The sequence below is a fragment of the Myroides sp. A21 genome (assembly GCF_000807225.1).
In the GTDB taxonomy this organism is placed as follows: domain Bacteria; phylum Bacteroidota; class Bacteroidia; order Flavobacteriales; family Flavobacteriaceae; genus Flavobacterium; species Flavobacterium odoratimimum.
In genome coordinates this window covers 362,501-386,402 of record NZ_CP010327.1, presented here as the reverse complement: position 1 = coordinate 386,402, position 23,902 = coordinate 362,501, and the positions used below count along the sequence as shown (strand labels likewise).

The following is a 23,902-nucleotide window of genomic DNA, read 5'->3' as shown; positions in this document are numbered from 1 at the left end:
ATTATTATTTTTTGATTGCTTTAGCAATGCTTTCTAAGTTTTGGTTGAAGTCCATCAGCTGACCTAATACTTGAGCCACTTGATTGTCTTTACCTGCCATACCTAATTTGTTTTGTTTAATAAAGATATCTTTAATATCCTCCCAACGTTTGCGCTCTACATCTGTCAGTCGGTTAGCCAGTTCTTTTAGTTTAAGTAAGTTTGCTTCTGTATCAGATGTCAAGGTCTGTGATTCGTTCTCATAGTGTGTTAAGATTAACTCATCTATTTCACTATCGTTCATCAGTGGAACTATCCTACTCATCATCTTATTCATATCACGGTAAGAACCTTGTAGCTTAAAGGCAGGCTCTGTTCTATAAGCATTGTCCATACTTGCACTTAAGATATATTGCTGATTTACCTTTAGTACAATATCTCTTACTGTGATTGATTTCTTTAATACAGCAGTAAACTCTTCTATCTCCTGCCCACTAAAGTTCCCTTCTAATGATAAAGATTCTTCTGATTTTGTTTCGATGTGGTTAATCAGTTTATAGAAATCATCTAAAGAGTTACTACTTAATTTTTGTAAATAGGTATTCTCAGCAATAGCGTTTTCTAATAAACTTAGCTTAAACAAATGCTCTGTACTACCAATCACATCTCCTAAGTTATAGGTATCAGCACGGTTAGCTAACATATCAGGTATCTGAAACTTCTCTCCTGATTCTGTGTATGGGTTACCTGCCATAATGATACAGAATCGCTTACCTCTTAGGTCATAAGTCTTACTCTCTCCTTCGAAGATTCCATCCATCTTACGCTGTCCATCGGCTAGAGATATAAACTTCTGTAGAAATTCAGAACTACAGTGCTGTATATCGTCTAAGTACAGCATTACGTTGTCCGCCATCTCAAAAGATAAGTTTATTTTCTTTAGTTCTTCTCTTGCACCAGAAGTCTTAGCTTCTGTAGGGTCAATAGAGGTAATAGAGTGTCCAATAGTAGGTCCGTTAATCTTAACGAAGTGAAGACCTAAAGCATTGGCTAAGTATTCCATTAGAGTAGTCTTACCATATCCAGGAGGAGATACTAATAATAACATTCCCATACGTGCTGTACGTTTGTTATCACCATAAACTCCTATCTGTTTGGCTAAGTTATTTCCAATTAATGGAAAATAAACTTCATTAATCAGTTTATTACGAACAAAAGAAGTCAGTACACGAGGTTTCAGTTCGTTTACTTTTAATGATTTCTTGTATTCGCTTAACAACATATCTTTAGTAGCAATAAAGTCTGTAAACATTGGGACACGCTCAGTCTCGAATACTTCAAGCTTGTGCATATATTCGTGATAGTCTAATGTATAAGTATCTTGTACTATTAAAGCGTGGTTCCCTTTTAAGTTGTTTAAGATTATAGTGTCAGTACTCTCTTTTAAAGTATAGTTATATTGCTTTTCAAATAACAATAAACAACATGCTTCATCAATATACTTTTTATATATAGCAGCTTTAGGTTCATTATCTATATAAGAATACAACCAGTTCTGTATTAAATAAAAAGCATCTAATGTAGATAAGGTGGTATCGTTAATATCATTCTCAAAGATTACACTAGCATTCTTTTGTTGTAAGAAAGTAACAAACTGTTTCTTTAATATAGAAGCCTGTTCTGCTTTTGTAAAGAATACTCCTGATGAGAACTCTTCAAAAATATAATTAGCGACCTCTTTCTTGTATGCTAATTCACGCAATGGTGATTGCCATTGTGCATATAGCTCCTCTAATTGATTAATTATATATTGATAATTAGTACTGCTAGGAAATACCTTTTGTACAGCAGCAGCACTATTGATATTCTTCAATAAAGACTCCCTTACTTCCGCTTCTAATTTATACCAGAATACTTGTGCCGAAACACGGATAGCAGGAGCATACGTCAATATTCCTAATTCTGCTTTTAGTTTCAGTAAGGCTTGTGTAATCTCTAATCCGTCAAAGTCGTGTACACCTTTTAGATATCCTTCAGAGTAGTTCTGTTCTGTTCTAAACTTAACTGCTTCATTAATATCTAATGAAGGATTAGTGCGTAGTTCTTGTATTATTTGATAAGCTAAGTACTCTGCTCTATATACTTCGTTATTTTCAGAGATGATGTCTTGATTCCATATCTCCTTATAGGCATAGATCTTATCATTATGAATAGGATAAGTAAAGCTAGTACCTGTTAAGTGATAATACAGAATATCATTACGTCTAACGATAGTAAGGTCTAATGGCTGTTTGTTGACTAAGAATTTATGAGTACCTAAACTGATTACATTTTCTCCATCAGCGAATAGGTCTTGTTTATCTCTTAGTGTACGCAGTGCATCTTCTTGACTCGTCTTAACGCTGTTTTCTAAATTTTCTGCTTTAGATACATCTCCTAAGTCATTTAATTCAATAACTAATTGACGTACCTTATCGACCATAAGGTCAGTAGAGAAAAATGCAAGTATCTCCTCTTTCGTTTTGAAAGAAGAAGACTTATTCTCTATATTCTTTAATATACGTAGACCTATCTGTTCTAACGAACTCGTACGTCTATTGATCTGTTCAACTAATTTAGTCTTACGCGTATCAAAAGCTTTAGAAACTTCTTCTCGCTTATCGGCTATCTTTAAGATGAAATCATCGAAGTCAGCAAACTTACTCTCCAGTTCTTCTACTTGAACACTTACTTTAGAATGGTATTCGTCACACTTCTCAGGAGAATTAGATAATTCTAAGAAGTTGATGATACTTTGGTCAAGTAAGGTTAATTGAGCATGAAACTCTGCGATAGATTCATTCGTACGTAGAGAGTCTATCTTTCTCTTCAGTTGAGAACGCACCTCATTAAGCGAAGCAAATATTACAGATATCTTCTCTATAATCTTTGTCGCCTGTGTAGTGTCTTCTATTTTTAAACTGTTTAGTATGTCTATCAGCAGTTCTAATTCAGCTGATATTGCCTTACAGTTTTCGTCTATAGCATTAGCATCAATTACTTTGACTACCTCATTTACTTTAGCCTTTTGATCTACTACTTTTTGCTCATAAGGAACGAGTGCTTGTTCTTGTAGTAAGAAAGCGATTGTTTTATCAGATAGTGATTCATTGGTTTTACCTAATTGCTCTTGATAATTCTCTAAGATAGTTAAGTCAACATATTTAGTCTGACGAGCACTGATGACTTCACCTAATAGCTTTCTGTTTTCAGCTAATAGATGTACTAATCCTTCCAGCGTATCACCTTTAGCATTCTTAACATTAAAGAGCTGTTTATCTACTTTCGCTTTTAGATCAGTTAATAGACCAGCGGCTCTCTTGCGTTGCTCTTGTACTTTTTCAAACTCATCTATAGCAGTATTAGCGATACTTCTTATCTGCTCTAATGGTTCATCTAAGCTTTTAGTTTCTTTGGTTCTTATCCAGAAGTAGGCATCTATAATGTCATTTGCTTTCTTAGCTATATCACCGTACAGCCCTTCATACGAATCTTCTTTATCGATGAGGTGGATGATCTCTTGACATTCAGCCATCGCTTTAACGATGTCCTTATTCCCTATTTTGTATAAGTGATTCTCTTTTTGTTCCTTATTCTCTATTAATGTAGCAGCATAAGGAGTTTCCCATATTTGTACTACGTGATGTCTTACTGCCTCATTCTCTGAGCGAAAATAGATTAACTTACCATCGTTAAACAACGTAAAACCACTACATACGATAGGAGTTTCTACTTGTTGTTTGATGATGTTATAAGACATCAGGGTATAGATATTGTTCTCTGCTTGATAGAATAGATATAAGTAGTCCTCCCCATTATGAGAAGGGATAGTTCTTACAAATTCTAAGTTGTGAACACTGTTATCAAATATTTTATAATCTCCATTCTGTAAATAGTATCCATTAGAGAATAAAATACCTTGGCCATCAGGGAGAAGTATACCTGTTTCATTTAAGGCAGGTACATTGATAACTTGTTTTGTTCTATTATTAAAGATAAAAGCACGGAAATCCTCTTGGTAAGGTTTAATGCGTATAGCAATAAAGTTACCTAAGTCAGCGTAGAAGTAATCAGCATCATCTAACTGCTGATCGGCATTCTTTACAGGTTCAGAGTATATTCCTTGTCCATTATCTGTGTTGTCTTCTATTTTAAAAGTAATATCACCACCTACTGCTTCTATAAATACCTTGTCTTGTATAGATACGTGAGGGTGTACTCCTAAGCGTCTGTTCTCAAGATTAGTCTTAATCCAATTGAACTCAAACTGAGGACTCTTTACTACTTCGTGAATGCTACGGTCATCCTGATAAATCAATTGATTATCTTTGATTAACCACTTAAATGCTTTTAAGTTATCTGCATTCTTACTTGTTTGGAATACCATATAGAGGTAATTCTCTGTCTTCTTAAATCTGCTGAAGATAGAGTCTCTATAGTATTTATATAAGTTTTTATAATCACTGATGAAGTTCTCATCATAGATAAAATCTAAAGGTTGAGGTAAGAACTGATCATTTTCAAAGCGGTATATACTAAATACATCACTTAACTGAATATCAGTCTTTAGCCCAAAGTGTACGTTATAGGCAAAAATACAAGTTGTATCAAAGGCAATAATACCTCTGGCAGTACAGTTGTTTTCTGTCGTAATACGTTGATTAGCGATAAGTTTTAGATCAACAGAAGTAAAGATTTCTTTACGATCGTCATTCAGTGCATTTAATCGTTGGATTAAATCGCTCTTTTGACTTTGTAGTCTCTTCTGTATAATCTCATAAGTGTTAGAATCTAATGATTCTATATTTTGGTTTTCTAATTCAGCCATATATAAAGGATACTTTGTATTAGAACGATAAGACTAATACGTAGGTAAATTAAAAATAGAGTAGGGGTAAATAGGAGAAAAATCACTCTTCTCTGTAGAGAAGAGTGATTAGTATACATTAAGATAACTTTTTATTCCCTATACCGAAACTCTGAACAGCATCAGCTATATTGCTTAATAAGCCCATATTGTCCTCAGTTGCGTTTTGTTGCATCTTAAGTACTAATGATGCAATACTAAGATTCTTTAAATCTTCAGTTGTGATATTAAACTGACTCGCATAGTGCTTAATATTATTAAATAACTCACCTTGACTGATAGTAGAACCATCACCTAATAAAGCAAGTTTAATATCTTGAGCATTCTGACTCTTGTCGATTAATTGGTCAAATCCTTTTGCACGAGTCACTTGATTGATAATGTTTTCGAAGAACATTGTTTCTCCACCTACGATATCAATCTTAGCAGTCTGAAGTGCAGAAGATAATACGTTAGCTTGTGATTGAGCAATGTCTTTTTGGATTGTGATAGCAGCCAATTCCACTTCTTTTTCTTTCTGAAGTTGAAGTTTGAACTCTTCGTGTTCTTTACCAACGCCATCCATTTGCTTCATAGCATTTGCTTTCTCTTTTAATCCTTCAGCATCTGCTATTGCTTTTTCTTTCATCACTTCTGCTTCAGCTAAACCTTCTTTTCTCTTCGCTTCTGCTTTCGCTTCTATACCAGCTGCTTCAGCAGTTGCTATACGTTGTATTTTAGCAGCATCTACGATACTTTGTTGTTCTACAGCCTCTGCTTTTGCTTTGATTACTTCTGCCTCAGCTAATCCGATAGTAGCATCTTCACGAGCTTTTGCATCTGCAAGTATCTTACGTGCCTCAGCTTGTTTAATAGAAGCTTCTTTCTCTGCTTCTGCTTCGATTAGCATTTGTTGAGAGATTTGCTCTTGAGCAGATTTTTTAGCTTCTGCCTCTTTCACTGTTCTGATTAAGTTTTCTTCTGCTTGTCTACTTGCTTGAGTGATACCTACTTGTTTCTCTCTTTCTACAGCGCGTAGTGCTTCGACGTCTTTGATATTTTGTTGTTCTTCCACAACTCCTTTTTCAAGCTGTACTCTTTCGCGAATAACATCTTGTATAGTCTTTTTCTCTTCCTCTACAGCGCGTTCTTTGTTGATTTGAGCCAATGTTACGATACGCTCTCTTTCAGTTTGTTCTAACGCTCTGTCTTTTTCTACTCTTTCTGTTTCCACAGCATCAGTACGCTCTTTATTTTTAGCAGCGATGATTACTTGACGTAGTTTATTCTCTTCTAATACAGCTAGACTTTCTTCAGTAGAGATGCGTACACTCTCAGATTTAAGACGTTCTTCTTCACGTACCTTTTGAATCTCAGCTTCTTCACGAGCGCGGATATTATCCACTTCTCTGCGTTGTTTCTCTTCTTTTTCTGATAACTGTCTTTCGAGTTCTAAGATAGCTTCACGAGCTTCCACGTCTTGCTTCTTGATTACCTTTTGCTCATCTCTACGGATAAGATTAGCATTGATGTTTTGTAATGCAGTAAGTTCAGTAATCTTTTTGATACCTTCAGAGTCAAGAATGTTCTGAGGATCTAAGTAAGAGATATTTGTTTGTTCTAAGTAGTCAATAGCACAGTCATCTAAGATGTACCCGTTTAAGTCTCTACCTATGATATTAATAATCTCTTCTCTAAACTCTCTACGAGCTTCGTATAATTCGATAAATTCAAATTTCTTACCTACTGTTTTTAAAGCTTCAGAAAACTTCGCTTCGAATATGTTTCTTAGCGTTTCTACATCACTTGCACGCTCACAACCTAATGTTTGTGCCACATTAATTACGTCTTCTATAGACTTGTTAACTCTGATAAAGAAAGCTACTTTAATATCTGCACGAATATTGTCTTTACAGATAAGACCTTCGTTTTGCATTCTATCGATTTGTAGTTTTTTTACAGAGATATCCATAATCTCCATTTTATGGAATACAGGAATTACATAAATACCTTTGTTGAAAGCTACTTTAGTTCCTCCAACCCCAGTTCTTACTATAGATTTACCTTGTGGTATCTTCTTATAGAAAGATGCAAGTATTGCAAAAAATAATAATACTAATAGAAAAAGTGCGCCTATAATAATAGCTATTAATGTCCCTAGACCAAACTCACCCATAGATTTTAGTGTTTATAGTTAATAATTAATGTATTCTTCTTACTTGGAAGATATTTTCTTTATCACATTTTTTAATGATAATGACTTTCTCTCCATATTTTATTTGGTTACCATCTGTACTCTGTACCAATATCTTGATTGGATCTTGATCGATGACTACCTCCATATTTCCTTGTTTATCTGCAGTGATACTTGATAACATAACACCTTCTTTTCCGATAAAGTCTATTGCCTTCTCTCCGTGATAGCCTGTATTTTTTAAAAACTTAACTAGCGGAAGTGTAGCATAGTGTGTTAAGATAATCGCTATAAAAGAAAGTGGAATTAATATTAAAACAGACCAAAAACTTAGATTCACTACTTTAGGGATTGTAGTAGTTAATAATGTACCTGCCCAAGTAAAGAATTTAAAGATGGTTAATACAATCATGAAAGGGATCTTCCCTACATTCATAAACTCAAGTATCTGCATAAAGATACTTGGCTGACGTACATCTACATGATCTGCTACATCCACCTCTTTATCATGAGTAATGTCTAGATGACTTTGTTGCAAATCAAAGTCTGTATCTACATCTGCATCTATGTCTATGTCAACATCTATTTCAGGGTTGACATCCATATCAATATCAAAACCATCAAAACCTCCTAATAAAGCCGAGAATATCCAATAGATAAAGGTTATCCCCATTAATACGCTCATAATAGCGTTTGGAAGCGGATTGAATAAATGATGAATTATTTCTGTCATTTATGAATAGCGTATTATATTAATATGTGTTTAAAATTTACCAAATATAACTTAATTTTAAGAAAGTGTTCTGCTTTATTTTGACAATATTATAACATGAACGAACAATTTATCCTTTTAGGATACCTCTTTTGAGAAATAGGACTGGGATATACTTATTTCTATGATACCAAATAGAATAATTGCAATCTTATGAGTGATTATTTATCTGTTTTATTAAAAGGAATAAGTTGCATGGATTGACATTGTAGTTCCAACTCCTCTAGTATAGTCAGCGTGAATACCTCTGTATTGACTTACTGGCGGATAGTAGGTTTTATTGAATAAATTGTCAATGCCAAGTGAGAGTGACCAATGGTTATTAGGTTTATAATTTGCACTAAGGTTAAATAGATTGACTTCACTTATGGGACCTTGTCCGTTTTTATATTTTCCATTGATGTTGGGGCTAAAGTGTTTTCTATTTCCTGTATTTATCCAAAATAAGGATAGAGTAGCCTTATTGAATGGAGTATATGTAATAAATGCAGTTGCTTTATTAGGCGGTATTCTATCTCCTCCTAGATATTCTAAGATGCCTTTTTTATTCTCTGTTTTTCCTTCTATAGTGGTGAAAGTACCACCCATTTTTAAGCTCTTCATTACTCTAGCCTCTAAAGCTATTTCGAAACCTTTAATCTTTTCAGGTTCTCTACTAGGCATCAGATATCCTCCGACATCTATAAGGTTAATACCATATTTAGAAGTGCTGATATAATATGAGGTTTGTAGTGAGAAAATGCTGTATTTACTAGAGAAACCTATTTCGTAATTATTAGTAATCACAGGGGAAGTCTCTAAATTATTCAGCGTATTAGCATCTGCTCTTCTCAATATTTTTCCTACTTCATTGAGGGAAAAACCTTGTGAGTAACTGATAAATGGATTGAAGTAATCATATTTAGTGTATCGGATACCTGCGTTAAATACTGTGGCTCTATAAGTTAGTTTACCTCCATTGACAGCTATAGAGCCTTCGTTATTAGGGCCTGTTGATATAGTGGTGTAATCATTGATTTTTACATTCGAATTTTCATAACGAATCCCTCCTTTAAAGATAAAGTCATCTAATATATCTATCTTTAACTGTGCATAAGGGGCTATGCTTAGCATTTTCATTTGGGGAGTTAATATTCTACCATCTGTGAGGTCTTGCATAGTCATATCACTGAGTAGATCAAAACCATAAGTAATTTCAATAGGAGTATTATAAAGCGTAAAAGGAGTATTAAAGTTAGTTCTCATTCCTTTCTTTTTTGATATTATCCTAGTTTGACCTGGACCATACCAGACTGTTCCTTTCGGTACATAACGATTCATCGATTGAAAGGAAGTGATGTAAGCACTAATGTCTAATCGGGTATTAGCATAAAGTGCATCGTTAGTATAGGTCAGCATAGCATTGTGATTGTATGGTGTACCTACTGGTTTTCCACCTTCACTACCTCTTATGCCTATAGCAGGCTCCTGTCCATAACGTCCTGGTTTCGTTTTGTACTTCTCATCTTGTACGGTAGTGTAATAATTGTAGAGTAGTTGTAATGAGGAGGAATCATTGAGCTGATAAGATAGTTTTGTGAAGATGTTTCGCTCATAAGAATTAGATAGACCACCCAGTTGTCCTAATGGCAAGCCTTCACCATCTCTTTGTAAGCCATTGTATTTAAGATGCCCACCTATAGCGTAGCTGAAGTTATTTATTCTACCTGAGAAGTACTGTCCTATTTGATAGCCTAAGGTTCCACTACTGTGATAAGGGTTAAAGGTAGTACCTATTTTAGTTTGCCCACTTAGTGGTTTGTTGCCTACATCTTTTCTAGTAATATAATTGATAATACCACCCGCAGATCCATTGCCATAGATAGACGTTGCTCCTTTTCTTACTTCTATTTTTTCGATAACATAAGGATCTAGAGAACGTATACTCCGGGCTCCATTCATTAAAGGGAGAGATTGTGGAATACCATCTATTAAAACTAGAAGAGGTCTTCCTCTCAGTGTCTGCCCTGTATTGGCTACTTTATTAGTAGCTGTAGCGAGTCCAGGTACTGTATTACCTAAGATATAGCTGATATTACTATTAATATCACTCTGTGTTTCTATTTCTTGTTTGGTAAGTATCGTTACAGAAGAGGGGACTGTAGAGATGTGTTCTGGTTTTCGGCCAGCAGTAATGATAATTTCATTTATAGTCTCAGGATTAACAGTAAGTGTAATTGTAAAGTTGTTAATCGTATCTTTTTGTAACTCAAGTGTCGTATAGTAATCAGCGTAATCAAAGACTTTTAACCTTAAGTCAACAGTAGAAGAATGAGTATCTGTTAGGGAGAATATACCAGTATCGTCAGTAATACCTACATTTTGATTATTTATCTCTACAACTACATTAGGAACAGCATGACCAGAAGGATTTTTTACTTGAAGATTTAAATGCTGTGCCTGTGAGAGCATTGATAATGAAGAGAATAGTGTGATGTAGAGTTTCTCTTTTCGGGAGGATAGTAATTTCATAACTTATTTATTTAGAATTATTCTGAATAAATTTATACAAAAGCATCACTTTATTAAAAAAAACAGACCGTAAATTGAGAGGCATATGTAGTTAAAGTTTTGAATAGTAGATGTTTAATTTTGATTATTTCACAGTTATTATAAAATGAATAGGGCCACCTTTATAAGGCGACCCTACTATTATAGTATATGATATCAGCGATTAGCTCAATCCTTCTATTAATCCATCTACTAAGTCAATTCTTAGCGCTTGTGGTGATTTTGGCAATCCAGGCATACGCATAATATCTCCTGCTATAGCCACGATGAACTCAGAACCTCTATTGATCACTAAATCATTGATTACAATGTCAAAATCTTTAGCTACACCGTATGCTGTTGCATCTGCAGAGAATGAATATTGTGTTTTGGCAATACATACTGGATATTGATCCATATCTGTGTTTTTTAGTTGGGCTAATTTCTTTTTAGCAGCAGAGGAGAACTCTACTTTATTAGCTCCATATATCTTCTTAGCGATATTCTCTATTTTTACAGCTATTGTTTCACTGTCTTGATAAGGGAAGTGAAGAGGTTTACTCGGGTTGTTTGCTATTGTGTTTACAACTACTTCAGCTAGGGCTTTAGCGCCTTCACCACCTTCTACGAATGCATTGTTAATCGCAAATCCAATGTGGTTATCCTTACAGTATTGCTCCACTATTTGTAGTTCCTCTGTATCATCAGTTGCATATTTATTGAAGGCAACTACTATGCTTTGCCCATAAGATTTAATATTCTCTACATGCTTAGCTAAGTTCTCTAATCCTTTGCGGATACCATCTGTATTTTTAGCTTTGATATCTTCGATAGCTACACCACCGTGCATTTTTAATCCTTGCGCAGTAGCTACTACCACTGTCAGTTTTGGTTGTAAACCAGATTTACGACACTTGATATCAAAGAATTTTTCGGCACCTAAGTCTGCACCAAAGCCTGCTTCAGTGATAACATAGTCTCCATAGCTCATAGCCATTTTAGTAGCGATAACAGAGTTACAACCATGTGCAATATTAGCGAATGGTCCACCGTGAATAAAGGCGGCAGTGTTTTCCGTAGTTTGTACTAAGTTAGGATTAAGTGCATCTTTTAATAGTACCGTAATAGCTCCAGCTACACCTAGATCTTTTACTGTAAACATACTTCCGTCATATCGATACCCTAATAAGATATTTTCGATTCTGCGTCTAAGGTCTTCTATATCTGTCGCCAGACACATAATAGCCATAATCTCAGAGGCTGGAGTAATGTCAAATCCTGATTCTTGTGGTACTCCATTAGCACTACCTCTTAGCCCAGTGTTGATATAACGCAAGCTACGGTCATTCACATCTAATACTCTTTTCCACAATATTTCTTTAATTCCGTTTTCATTAGCTCTATTCTGATAGATATAGTTATCAAATAAAGCACTTATCGTATTATGAGCTGATGTGATAGCGTGAAAATCTCCTGTGAAGTGTAGGTTGATATTCTCCATAGGCAATACCTGAGCATATCCACCTCCTGCAGCTCCACCTTTCATCCCAAAGCATGGACCTAAGGAAGGCTCGCGTAGAGCTACTACAGCTTTCTTACCTATTTTATTTAACCCCAACGCTAGACCTATAGATACAGTAGTCTTACCGATACCTGCTTTAGTAGGAGTGATTGAAGTAACTAATATTAAATTTGACTTATTGATGTTCTCTGTATTCATAGCATCTAGAGGAACCTTAGCCATATACTTTCCGTAAGGGATAAGCTCTTCTTCATTTACACCGATAGAGTGTGCTACATCTTGTATTCTCTTTAACTCACATTCACGAGCAATTTCGATATCTGTTTTCATTTATAATGATAGTTTGTGTTATTGAAGAGTAAAGATAAGGTTTTTTGTAAGGGCAATTATCGCTATTGTACTTAATTAAAGAAGGTATAAGTATTATGGCGAATTGTGTAATGAAAACCAGGACATATAAGTCGAAACCATAATTCTAGGATTCAATTTTTAGATTGCTTCTAAAAAATTAAGTGTTTTGTTAAATTCATATCTGTGTAGTGTAAATGGTTTAATTACTGAAGTGTTTTATTATTTTTTATATCTAAATAATAACATATATCTTTACAACTTTAATAATATATTGTTTTATAAATGAAGACTGAAGCACAATTAATAGAAAGAAGTGGTAATAAATGCGAACTATGTGAGGCAACTGGACATTTAAATGTATATGAAGTACCACCTGCAGCAGCTAATGAAGCAGATAGAGAAATCTATATTTGTGATACTTGTTTAGAGCAAGTAGAGAAGAAAGCTGAATTAGATGCTAATCACTGGCAATGTCTGACTACATCAATGTGGAGTGAATTTCCAGCTGTACAAGTAGTAGCTTGGCGTATGCTGAACCGTTTCCGTAACGAAAGTTGGGCAGCAGATAGTTTAGAGATGATGTATTTAGACGATGAACTTTTAGAGTTTGCTAAACTTACAGGAGATCATACAGGGGATGGAAGTGTAGACCTTCACAAGGACTGTAATGGTAATGTATTAGTAGGAGGAGATACTGTGACATTAATTAAAGATCTTGATGTAAAAGGATCTACTATTAATGCTAAGATCGGTACTGCTGTTAGAAATATCCGTTTAGTACACGATAATACAGAACAAATCGAAGGAAAGATAGATGGTCAACAAATCGTTATCTTAACCAAGTTCGTAAAGAAACAAGCATAATAAGCATATACTGATATAACAGCCTCTTTGTTTTAGACTTAGAGGCTTTTTTATTGGCTTTTGGTAGCGGTGAGTCCGTAGTGAGTCCGTTATGAGTCCGTAGTGACTCCGTTAATTCTCGATAAATAACGCAGTCATTACTTAGGTGTTATAGTAAGGTAATGCTGATATTACAAAGTAAATAGGTACGGTACTAGATGAAACTAGAAGCCTGAGAGAGTCTTGGTGATTATGTTGAGAGTATATTTTAGTAGCATGAGAGGATTAGAATAAACTTAACCAAATAGGAACACTAAATTCTTCTAAGAGATGTGCAAGTTTAGTCTCTTTATAAGTTTCTCTTGTGAGCCACTTTGCTTCTGCTATTTCTGAAGCTACTTCTAGCGTTTGATGATTGATTATAATATGATAGATATGAGCTTTCACTATAGTATTCTTTTCATTCACAGCTTCTGTACTATGTGTACCCAGTAGGGTTAGTTCATTTGTGTTTACTGTTAAGTTTAGCTCTTCTTTTAACTCTCTTACTAAGGCTTGTTCAGGAGTTTCTCCTTTTTCGATTTTACCACCTGCCATCATATAATAGGTAGACGTTTTTTTGCGTACAGTCAGTAATCGGTTATCTTGATCTGTTATTAATGCTGATGCTAAATATAGAATAGTAGGAGTTGTCATATTAGACAGTTTTTTAAAATGTAAAGATAGTATTATTAAAAATAACTGTTCAATCATGTTTTGCGAAACTTTATCTTGAGTAAAACAGTACAAAAAGGTTAATTAAAGAAGAATAAGTACTAAAATTAAATGGTTAATATTTAAATAATTAGTCGTCCATTTAGTAAAGTTTATTACTTTTACCAACGAAATAAATGAATTACATATATCAATCGACTTAAATGATAAAAAAAATATAAGTTTGTTGTGAAAATATGTTTTTCAATAAAAAAATATTTTATCTTTATTCTATCAAAGTAATACTTAGTATAGAATAAGATTTAGTGTATTACATTAGTTTTAATTTTTAAAATCCGTAAGCCTGATAAGAGGCGAAAATGAACATCACAATGGTAAAAGAAGAATTTACTGCATTATTTAAAGGGTATAAAGTACCTAATGAAATTAAAAGTTTATTGGAATTTCAGACATCTGAGAATATTCCATCTTATTATTCTAACGCTATCTATTTAATAGACGAGGATCCAGGAATCATCGAATCTATTTCAGAAGAAGAAGAATTTGTAAATTCGTTTGTTCCTTTTGCAGAGGCTAATAGTACTGGTAGTATTTTTGCTTTTTGGGTACAGGATAAAGCGGTAAAAAGTTTGGATAACTGTCCTATCGTTGTTTTTGGTGATGAAGGAGGAGTTTTTATCGTTGCTAAGAATATCAAAGAGCTATTACAGATATCAGCTTATGATGTGGAAGCAGTTGTGTTTATGGAAGAATTCTATTTCCCTGATAAAGAGGAACTGATAGAAGAAGGAGAATTCGATGCTGCAGAGTTCAATAAAGAATTCTTAGATTGGCTTCGTACTGATGCGAAATTAAAACCAATTCTTACAATAGAAGCTATAGATGAAGTGATTGCAAATGCACAAGATCAATTTGCTGATGAGTTAGAGCAATTTATAGCAAAGTTTGCATAAGTATAAAAGAAATAAGATAAGTATAATGAAAAGAGAGGAATTTCCTCTCTTTTTTGTTATAGATATGTTAATAAAAATAACTATCTTGCTCAACAAAATAAAAAAATATGGAATTTAATCAATTTGAAAATCAAGTTACAGAACAACGTGAGAAGCCTAATAACTATATGGGGCTGTCTATTACTTCTACAGTATTAGGTATGTGTTCTTTCTGGTGTATTGGGTTAATATTAGGTATTATCGCTATCGTAATGTCTAGTCAGTCTACTAGTAAATATAATAATGGTGAGTATGAGGCTTCTGTTAAAGCAGCTAGTACAGCGAAGAAATTAGCTTTAGTAGCTATTTTATTATTTGTAATCGCTATTGGTAAAGCTGTTTTTGATATTGTGAGTGCAGGTGGTATTAATGCATACTTCGAAACAATTATGGAGCAAGTGAGAGCAGCTCAAAATATGTAATAGACTATAATGAAGAATTGGATACTTAGAATCATATTTCTAATAATTCCTCTTTTTGGATTATATTATTACTATCAGTTTTTTGGGAGTGGTGATAATGGTGGTCTATCGTGTATGTTCTATCGTGAGACAGGGTGGTTATGCCCTGGGTGTGGAGGACAGCGTGCCTTGCATGCATTACTACATGGACATTTTAGAGAGGCTATAGAATATAATGTAATGATATTAGTATACTTTCCTCTACTTGCTTTTTTATATATAGCATTAGTGGAAGTGTATATTGTAAAGAATGATAAGTTTTTGCAGAAATATGCTATTCCGAATTGGTTTGCCTATTCTTTTCTAGCACTTATTATTGTATTCTTTATAGTCAGAAATATATGGTAAAGTAAAAAGCCCCTTAGTTAATCTAAGGGGCTTTTGTATTTATAAGAAGATTAGGTTCTTATTTATCTTTAAAAGTGCGTAGTTCATTTTTATATACATAGTATATACTACTTGTGATAGGGGCTATTTCGTATAGAGGTCTATTGTTATCAATAGCTATTTTATCTACTTCTTTACCGTCTTTCTTTCTCACTTTGACTAGTTGTGTAGTTTCTCCTTCAGTACCTCTAGCGAATACATAAGCGTATTCAGCAGTTTGTTTAAGAGCATTAAATCTACTTTGTACCAATGGAGTGATAGTACTATTCAGGTCATTCATAAGGGACTGTTGAGTATTTAGTGTTTTTTGTGCTTTAGCACGATCTTTCTCACTGAATACATAGTCTTTGCTTTCTACTACTTGACCATTAGCATTGCGATAAGATACAGAATAGGTCGCACTTGTTATGGCTTGGTTTTTAGTATTCATAGCCCCCATATAAGCATTACCAGCTATAGACGCTGATTTTAGTAAACGTCTTCCTGCTTCTCCTGGTTCTTTATACGTGTTGTGGTATATAATATTTCCATCTTGACCAACTCCGATAACATCGTTTTGTCCAATGATACAGATTACACCATCGATGACTTCTAGACTAGTAGTTAAATTGTCGTTATATATAGTTAATAGACGTTGTCATTAAAAGTGTATGGAGTAAAGTTTTATTGTGTTTTTTTTAACAGAATTGATTCAGAAAAATGATTGTATTATTTTTTATCTAAAATTTCACTATTTATCGAATAAAAGAGACGAAATAATAAGCTCTTATAGCTGCAGTTTTTTTTATTATATTGAAATATGTTTAAAAAAAAGCTGTAGTTTGGAATATTATTGCCGAATATTTATTTATTCTTTTTTACTTTTACTTATTTGATATTGTTAATTATTGTCGTAGTTTTATATATTATTTAGATCAGTGTTGTGTTAAAGTGACTTTATTTGACATTTTTTTGATTATATTTTTCTGTTTTAAAACAATGGCAAAATAAAAAATATAGAAGTTTAGTGTTCTGAGGTAAAAGTGTGAAAAAATAAAGTGATGTAGGGTATTGATATATTTTTAAGAGAAATTATTTTTAGGAAATAGGAGATTTTATTATTCGTTTTTTTTAAAAAATAAGAAAAGGGAATGAAAGTTGTGGTGTGTAGTTTAGAACGATATGAGTTATCTATCTCTGATATAGAATAGAAGATTGGTTTAAAAAAGTAGAAGTTGATTAATTATAATTATAGTAACCATGAAAAAGGTATTTAGTTTAATGTTCGGTGTATTGTTAGCATTTCAAATGCAAGCTCAGACTAAAGGAGCTTCAAATACATCAAAGGATGAACCTCGTGTGATTATCCTTGCAACAGGAGGAACAATAGCAGGGTCAGGAGAGTCGGCAACGAAGGCAGCTTATACTGCAGGTAAAATTCCGATTGAGAATCTTCTAAATGCTGTACCTGAGATGCATAAGTTTGGCAAAGTTAAAGGGGAACAGATTGCTCAGATTGGTAGTCAAGATATGAATATTGAAACTTGGTTGAAATTAAGTAATCGTATTAATGAGATATTCGAGAAAGACGAGGCTGATGGAGTAGTGATCACTCATGGAACGGATACCCAAGAGGAGACTGCTTATTTTTTAGAATTGACTATTAATTCTAATAAGCCTGTGGTATTAGTGGGAGCGATGAGACCTGCGACAGCGATGAGTCAAGATGGGAATAGAAACTTATTAGATGCTGTGATGGTGGCTGCATCTCCTGAAAGTAAAGAAGCAGGGGTGGTGATTGCAATGAATGAAGCAGTATTTGCAGCTAGAGATGTCACAAAAACAGTGACAACTAATATGGCTACATTTCAATCTAGAAATTTTGGACCAATAGGATTGATCTTTGATGGGAAAGTGAGTTACTACTATAAAACATTGAGATCTCCAGAGAAGAAGTTTAATGTAAAGGGATTAACTAAACTTCCTCAGGTAGAAATCGTTTACGGTTATGCTGATGCTAGTCCTAGAGCAGTGACTGCTGCCAAAGAAGAAGGTGTAGCTGGTATAGTATACGCTGGTATGGGGAATGGTAACTTTAATGCTCCTGTAGGAGATGCTTTAATAGCAGCTGCAAAATCAGGTATTATAGTTTGTCGTTCAGCAAGAGCTGGAGCAGGTAGAGTGACTTTATTTAATGAGGTGGATGATAATGCGCTTGGTTTTGTGGTAGCAGATGATTTAAGTCCTCAGAAAGCTAGAATCTTATTAATGTTAGCACTTACTGAGACCAAAGATAGAGCTGTGATTCAAGATATGTTCTTCAAATATTAAAAGAGATAAGTTATAACCATTAATATAAGAGGAGCGCCTACTGAATGTATATACAGTGTAGCGCTCCTTTTATATAGAATCTATACTAAAGGTATAATTAAAATTTTGTGGCTATGTTACTATTACAGTTCTGCATCTTGATAGGAATGATTCTTATCGGATCGCAAATGAAAGGAATTGGTCTTGGTGTTATGGGAATGGTTGGCTTAAGTATATTCGTATTTGTATTCGGTATGCGTCCTGGTGACCCTCCTATAGATGTAATGCTTGTGATTATGGCAATTGTGTCTACAGCTGCTACACTTCAAGCCTGTGGTGGACTTGATTACTTAGTACAATTAGCGGAAAAAGTGATTCGAAGTAACCCTTCTAATATTGTGTTTATCGCACCATTTACGGTTTATTTCTTTTGCCTTTTTGCTGGTACAGCGCACTTACTATATTCTTTATTACCTATTATTTCTGAGGTAGCAGCTAAAAAGAGAATTAGACCTGAGCGCCCTTTAAGTATATCAGTTATCGCTTCTCACTTAGCTATAACAGGAAGTCCGATGAGTGCCGCGACAGCTGCTTTTGCAGGAGCTAGTATTTTAGCTTATCAAGGAGCTTTGATAGATATTATGAAGGTGTGTATACCAGCTTGTCTTATTGGTATTTTAATAGGTTGTTTATCTGTTCTTAAGAAAGGGAAAGAGTTAGAAGATGATCCTATATTTATTGAGAAGATGAGAGACCCTGAGTTTGCTAAAAGTCTTGATGCAGACGAGGTAGGAGAGAAAAAAGAGTTAAAAAAAGGAGCGAAGAGTTCTGTTGTTATATTTTCTATAGCAGTGTTATTAATTGTTCTAGCGGGTGCTTTTCCTCAATTACTTCCTGTGTTTGAACCTGGGGCTGCAAGCTTAGTGCTTAAGGCTAATGGAGAACTACAGATGGTAGCAGTGATAAGTATGATTACATTGACTGCGTCTGCTCTAATGATGATTACGACCAAGACAAGTGCTATAGCAGTGACAAAGGTTAGTCTCTTTAGTTCTATGGCTACTGCGGTAGTCTCTGTGTTTGGGGTAGTATGGATGAGCTCTACTTTTATGGCGCATAATGAGGTGGTGATAAAAGCATTTATGACCGATGTGGTTTCTGCATATCCGTGGACTTTTGCTATTGCTGTATTTATTTTAGGTGCCTTGATGTTTAGTCAAGCAGCTACAACTAAAACGATGATGCCTCTAGGGGTGTCTTTAGGATTGTCTAATCCAGCGTTGATTGCAATTTTCCCAGCAGTAAATGCGGATTTCGTATTACCAGGTTATCCAACATTGCTAGCAGCAATTAATTTTGATAGAACAGGAAGTACTAAAATCGGGAAGTTTGTAGTGAATCACAGTTTTATGATTCCAGGGTTAGTTGCTATAGGTGTTGCAGTAACAGCCGGTTTCTTATTAGGAGCTATATTATTATAAAAAATGAAGAATTAAATAAAAAAAATGAAAATGAAAAAGGCATTATTATTAATGACGATGTTTGTAAGTGCGGGAGCAATGGCTCAGGAACCGCAATCTTCTACAGACACAATTGTAAAACCTATTATCCCCGTCGAGAAAGTAGGATTGTTAAAAAATATAGACGTTCTATTTCATACTAGAGTAGGGTTTGAGAGTTATTTTGATAACGGAACTTTTACAAACTCTGAGTTTGATAATAATCAAGCACGTATTGAGATAAAGGGGAAAATACATGATCGAGTGTATTTTAGATTTAGGAATAGATATACTCAGAAATCTGAAATAGGAACTAAAGATCATATCGAAAGAGGGGTTGATATGGCATTTGTTGGAATTTACCTTGATCCTAAGACTAGATTAGACATTGGTAAGATGAGTACTGACTGGGGAGGATTTGAGTTTGATTTAAATCCAATCGAGATTTTACAGTATAATGATATATTGCAACATGCTGATAATTTCTTGACAGGAGTTGGGGTTACACATACTCTGGATAATGGGCATTCTTTTGGATTGCAAGTGCTAAATTCTAGAACACAGCATTTTGAAGACCAGTATCAGGATTTTGATATTACTAATATAGAAAAAGCAAAAATGCCTTTGGCTTTTGTTACGAATTGGAGAGGTAATTTCTTTGGTGGTAAGTTCCAAACAAATTATAGTTATAGTTACTTTCAAGAAGCCAAAAGTAAAGTGATGAACTATGTGTCCCTTGGTCATAAGTATCAAGATGATAAATTAACCATTATGTATGACTTCCAGTATAGCAAGGAAGATCTAGATCGTAAAGGGATGGTTAGTTATATGGTGAATAATACCTTAGCAGATGGTGTTAAAGGACATGTGAGTGAAAATGTAGCTTATATGGATAACTGGATTAAGGCAGATTACTTAGTTACTCCTAAGTTAAATTTATCATTAACATTGATGACTAGTAACGCTTATGGTAAGAATATAGAGAGTACTACAAGTGGTACAGATCGCTTGAGAACAAGTTATGGTTTTATACCAACAGTACAGTATATACCATTTAAGGATATTAATGTGAGGTTCTTTGTGTCTTATGTAGGAAGATATTACAATTACTCATCTTATGCTAAGAATAATTTAGGATTAGAAAATTATAATACAGGAAGATTGACAATAGGATTTGTTGCTCCTTTATTGATACTATAATAAATATGTCATAATAATAAGTATAAGCTCTAAGTCTACTGACTTAGAGCTTATCTTTTTTATAGGAGTAGGTCAATAGTGCCTTACTATATATACTATAGTACAATATTAAATATATTTCGCCCTCTAGCGTTACGTATATATAGTATAGATATGCCTAAAGGCTATAACCTTTAAAAAAAGATAAAAAAAACTTTTGCTCGTAAAAGGTAATATAATAGAGAGTTATGAAATACTTTTCAAAAACCTTTAAAAAAAGACAAAGATAAGTTTGGAAGTAAGGGAAAAGATACTACTTTTGCATCCGCATTAGAGAAGTAGTTGCTACGGTAACAATGTCTCGAAGAGCAGACGATCATAAACAAAAAGTGAAGCAAGAACGACTAAAAATAAGCTTTGAAAAATTTATAAAAATAAATTTGGATAAGTAAAAAATAAGGTAGTATCTTTGCAGTCCGCTTCAGTAAAAACGGGAGTTGAGTGAAAAAATAAAGAAAAATATTTTCTAGAAAAGTTTTGCTAATTCAAAATAAGTTTTTACTTTTGCACTCGCTTTGAAAAACAAGTGAGGCTTAGAAATAAGAAGACACGTTCATAAACATATTGGATTGACAGCATACAAATAAGAGAGTAAGGCAAATCGCAAGATTTGGAATTATACTTTTTTAATTTACGAAATTAAAAATATACGATGAAGAGTTTGATCCTGGCTCAGGATGAACGCTAGCGGCAGGCCTAACACATGCAAGTCGAGGGGTAGAAAGAGCTTGCTTTTTTGAGACCGGCGCACGGGTGAGTAACGCGTATGCAACCTACCTTATACAGGGGAATAGCCCGAAGAAATTCGGATTAATGCTCCATGGTTTATCGATATGGCATCGTATTGATAATAAAGATTTATCGGTATAAGATGGGCATGCGTATCATTAGCTAGTTGGTGTGGTAACGGCATACCAAGGCAACGATGATTAGGGGTCCTGAGAGGGAGATCCCCCACACTGGTACTGAGACACGGACCAGACTCCTACGGGAGGCAGCAGTGAGGAATATTGGTCAATGGAGGCAACTCTGAACCAGCCATGCCGCGTGCAGGATGACGGTCCTATGGATTGTAAACTGCTTTTGTACAGGAAGAAACCTCCCTACGAGTAGGGACTTGACGGTACTGTAAGAATAAGGATCGGCTAACTCCGTGCCAGCAGCCGCGGTAATACGGAGGATCCGAGCGTTATCCGGAATTATTGGGTTTAAAGGGTTCGTAGGCGGTCAGATAAGTCAGTGGTGAAATTTCTTAGCTTAACTAAGACACGGCCATTGATACTGTTTGACTTGAATAGTATGGAAGTAACTAGAATATGTAGTGTAGCGGTGAAATGCTTAGATATTACATGGAATACCAATTGCGAAGGCAGGTTACTACGTATTTATTGACGCTGATGAACGAAAGCGTGGGGAGCGAACAGGATTAGATACCCTGGTAGTCCACGCCGTAAACGATGGATACTAGCTGTTCGGTTTTCGGACTGAGTGGCTAAGCGAAAGTGATAAGTATCCCACCTGGGGAGTACGTTCGCAAGAATGAAACTCAAAGGAATTGACGGGGGCCCGCACAAGCGGTGGAGCATGTGGTTTAATTCGATGATACGCGAGGAACCTTACCAGGGCTTAAATGTAGATTGACAGATTTGGAAACAGATTTTTCTTCGGACAATTTACAAGGTGCTGCATGGTTGTCGTCAGCTCGTGCCGTGAGGTGTCAGGTTAAGTCCTATAACGAGCGCAACCCCTATTGTTAGTTACCAGCGCGTAGTGGCGGGGACTCTAGCAAGACTGCCGGTGCAAACCGTGAGGAAGGTGGGGATGACGTCAAATCATCACGGCCCTTACGTCCTGGGCTACACACGTGCTACAATGGCAAGTACAGAAAGCAGCTACCTGGCAACAGGATGCGAATCTCCAAAGCTTGTCTCAGTTCGGATTGGAGTCTGCAACTCGACTCTATGAAGCTGGAATCGCTAGTAATCGGATATCAGCCATGATCCGGTGAATACGTTCCCGGGCCTTGTACACACCGCCCGTCAAGCCATGGAAGCTGGGGGTACCTGAAGTCGGTGACCGCAAGGAGCTGCCTAGGGTAAAACTAGTAACTAGGGCTAAGTCGTAACAAGGTAGCCGTACCGGAAGGTGCGGCTGGAACACCTCCTTTCTAGAGAATAATTATAGAAGTATGATACTTTACTCTCGCTGTTAATACCAAAAAAAGAATAAAAGAATTAAGTAATACAGAGTCTCGTAGCTCAGCTGGTTAGAGTACTACACTGATAATGTAGGGGTCGGCAGTTCGAGTCTGCCCGGGACTACTAATTTACTAATTTGAAGGAAATACTAGAGGTTAAACTAACCGCCCAAAAGTTACTGTTAACTGTAAGCTGTTAACCAAACACTAGATACGGGGGATTAGCTCAGCTGGCTAGAGCGCCTGCCTTGCACGCAGGAGGTCATCGGTTCGACTCCGATATTCTCCACTACGGCATAATATCAAAGCTGGTTTAATTATCAGTGGCGATTCGCCACAAGTTCATTGACATATTGATAAAACTTAACTAACAAAACAGTTAGAAAGAATAAAAAAGATATAGAAATATATAGAAAGTACGATTCGAAAGAATTGTAAGCACATAAGCAAAATAAGGGCGTATGGGGAATGCCTAGGCTCTCAGAGGCGAAGAAGGACGTGATAAGCTGCGAAAAGCTACGGGGATTGGCACACACGAATTGATCCGTAGATATCCGAATGGGGCAACCCAGTATGTTGAAGACATACTATCCAATATGGAGGCGAACCCGCTGAACTGAAACATCTAAGTAGGCGGAGGAGAAGAAAACAAAAGTGATTCCGTAAGTAGTGGCGAGCGAACGCGGAATAGCCCAAACCAAAGTTGTTACGGCAATTTTGGGGTTGTAGGACCACGACATTTCTTGCGGATTTAATAAGAATTACCTGGAAAGGTAAACCGAAGAGGGTGATAGTCCCGTATTGGTAAGAGAAGATAAGAATAGTGGTATCCTGAGTAGGTCGGGGCACGTGAAACCTTGATTGAAACTGGCGGGACCATCCGCTAAGGCTAAATACTCCTGAGAGACCGATAGTGAACCAGTACCGTGAGGGAAAGGTGAAAAGAACCGTGAATAACGGAGTGAAACAGATCCTGAAACCATACGCCTACAAGCGGTCGGAGCCCCTTAGTGGGGTGACGGCGTGCCTTTTGCATAATGAGCCTACGA

General features: G+C 35.4%; 14 protein-coding genes, 2 tRNA genes and 2 rRNA genes (1 of these 18 only partly in view). 11 read left to right on the top strand and 7 right to left on the bottom strand.

The genetic code is table 11. The annotated features are described in order from the left end of the window. Positions 1–4: 4 nt before the first annotated feature. From MYRA21_RS01765 to MYRA21_RS01745, 5 genes are all read right to left on the bottom strand, one after another. Positions 5–4,846: a DNA repair ATPase gene (locus MYRA21_RS01765; RefSeq protein ID WP_039328411.1), complete on the bottom strand. Its 4,842-nt coding sequence runs from the start codon at positions 4,844–4,846 to the stop codon at positions 5–7. Positions 4,847–4,964: 118 nt separating this feature from the next. Further along, complete coding sequence (locus tag MYRA21_RS01760; protein ID WP_039328409.1) at positions 4,965–7,040, bottom strand: hypothetical protein; 2,076 nt, start codon at positions 7,038–7,040, stop codon at positions 4,965–4,967. A 25-nt stretch (positions 7,041–7,065) separates the two neighbouring features. Next, the gene (locus tag MYRA21_RS01755) at positions 7,066–7,791 is read right to left on the bottom strand and encodes an OB-fold-containig protein (RefSeq protein WP_006261925.1); all 726 of its coding nucleotides are present in this window, start codon (positions 7,789–7,791) and stop codon (positions 7,066–7,068) included. Positions 7,792–8,007: 216 nt separating this feature from the next. Continuing rightward, complete coding sequence (locus MYRA21_RS01750) at positions 8,008–10,341, bottom strand: TonB-dependent receptor (RefSeq protein ID WP_016650495.1); 2,334 nt, start codon at positions 10,339–10,341, stop codon at positions 8,008–8,010. A gap of 202 nt (positions 10,342–10,543) precedes the next feature. Next, entirely contained in the window at positions 10,544–12,211 is a 1,668-nt protein-coding gene (locus MYRA21_RS01745; protein WP_006261923.1) for a formate--tetrahydrofolate ligase, read from the bottom strand. A gap of 303 nt (positions 12,212–12,514) precedes the next feature. On the opposite strand from MYRA21_RS01745, the gene MYRA21_RS01740 reads away from it, so the two are divergent. Further along, complete coding sequence (locus MYRA21_RS01740) at positions 12,515–13,096, top strand: alkylphosphonate utilization protein (RefSeq protein ID WP_006260179.1); 582 nt, start codon at positions 12,515–12,517, stop codon at positions 13,094–13,096. 264 nt (positions 13,097–13,360) lie between these two features. On the opposite strand, the gene MYRA21_RS01735 is transcribed toward MYRA21_RS01740, so the two are convergent. Then, positions 13,361–13,771, bottom strand: a complete 411-nt coding sequence (locus tag MYRA21_RS01735) for an NUDIX domain-containing protein (RefSeq protein ID WP_006260178.1) — start codon at positions 13,769–13,771, stop codon at positions 13,361–13,363. Between the two features lie 389 nt (positions 13,772–14,160). Between MYRA21_RS01735 and MYRA21_RS01730 the strand changes: the two genes are divergently transcribed. The 3 genes from MYRA21_RS01730 to MYRA21_RS01720 all read left to right on the top strand — a co-directional run bounded on the left by MYRA21_RS01730 (position 14,161) and on the right by MYRA21_RS01720 (position 15,590). Next, positions 14,161–14,742, top strand: coding sequence for a hypothetical protein (locus MYRA21_RS01730; RefSeq protein WP_006260177.1), 582 nt, complete (start codon positions 14,161–14,163; stop codon positions 14,740–14,742). Between the two features lie 107 nt (positions 14,743–14,849). Further along, positions 14,850–15,203, top strand: coding sequence for a CD225/dispanin family protein (locus tag MYRA21_RS01725; protein WP_006261922.1), 354 nt, complete (start codon positions 14,850–14,852; stop codon positions 15,201–15,203). Between the two features lie 9 nt (positions 15,204–15,212). Further along, positions 15,213–15,590 (top strand): DUF2752 domain-containing protein, encoded by a 378-nt coding sequence (locus MYRA21_RS01720; RefSeq protein WP_006260175.1) that lies wholly within the window; start codon positions 15,213–15,215, stop codon positions 15,588–15,590. Between the two features lie 58 nt (positions 15,591–15,648). Here the strand turns inward: MYRA21_RS01720 and MYRA21_RS01715 are convergent, their stop codons facing one another. Further along, positions 15,649–16,059, bottom strand: a complete 411-nt coding sequence (locus MYRA21_RS01715; protein ID WP_235280025.1) for a hypothetical protein — start codon at positions 16,057–16,059, stop codon at positions 15,649–15,651. 809 nt (positions 16,060–16,868) lie between these two features. Between MYRA21_RS01715 and MYRA21_RS01710 the strand changes: the two genes are divergently transcribed. The 7 genes from MYRA21_RS01710 to MYRA21_RS01680 all read left to right on the top strand — a co-directional run. Beyond that, a complete protein-coding gene (locus MYRA21_RS01710; protein WP_006260173.1) occupies positions 16,869–17,939 on the top strand; it encodes a type II asparaginase in 1,071 nt (356 codons plus the stop codon). A 113-nt stretch (positions 17,940–18,052) separates the two neighbouring features. Next, positions 18,053–19,399: an anaerobic C4-dicarboxylate transporter family protein gene (locus MYRA21_RS01705; RefSeq protein WP_006264384.1), complete on the top strand. Its 1,347-nt coding sequence runs from the start codon at positions 18,053–18,055 to the stop codon at positions 19,397–19,399. A gap of 30 nt (positions 19,400–19,429) precedes the next feature. After that, positions 19,430–20,617 carry a porin gene (locus MYRA21_RS01700; RefSeq protein ID WP_006260171.1) on the top strand — a complete coding sequence of 396 codons (1,188 nt, stop codon included), beginning with the start codon at positions 19,430–19,432 and terminating at the stop codon, positions 20,615–20,617. Positions 20,618–21,305: 688 nt separating this feature from the next. Next, positions 21,306–22,823, top strand: a 16S ribosomal RNA gene (locus MYRA21_RS01695). Positions 22,824–22,903: 80 nt separating this feature from the next. Next, positions 22,904–22,977, top strand: a tRNA-Ile gene (locus MYRA21_RS01690). 91 nt (positions 22,978–23,068) lie between these two features. Beyond that, positions 23,069–23,142, top strand: a tRNA-Ala gene (locus MYRA21_RS01685). Between the two features lie 151 nt (positions 23,143–23,293). Continuing rightward, a 23S ribosomal RNA gene (locus MYRA21_RS01680) occupies positions 23,294–23,902 on the top strand (it continues 2,285 nt past the right edge of the window). The 16S and 23S rRNA genes sit together here with 2 tRNA genes alongside, the layout of an rRNA operon.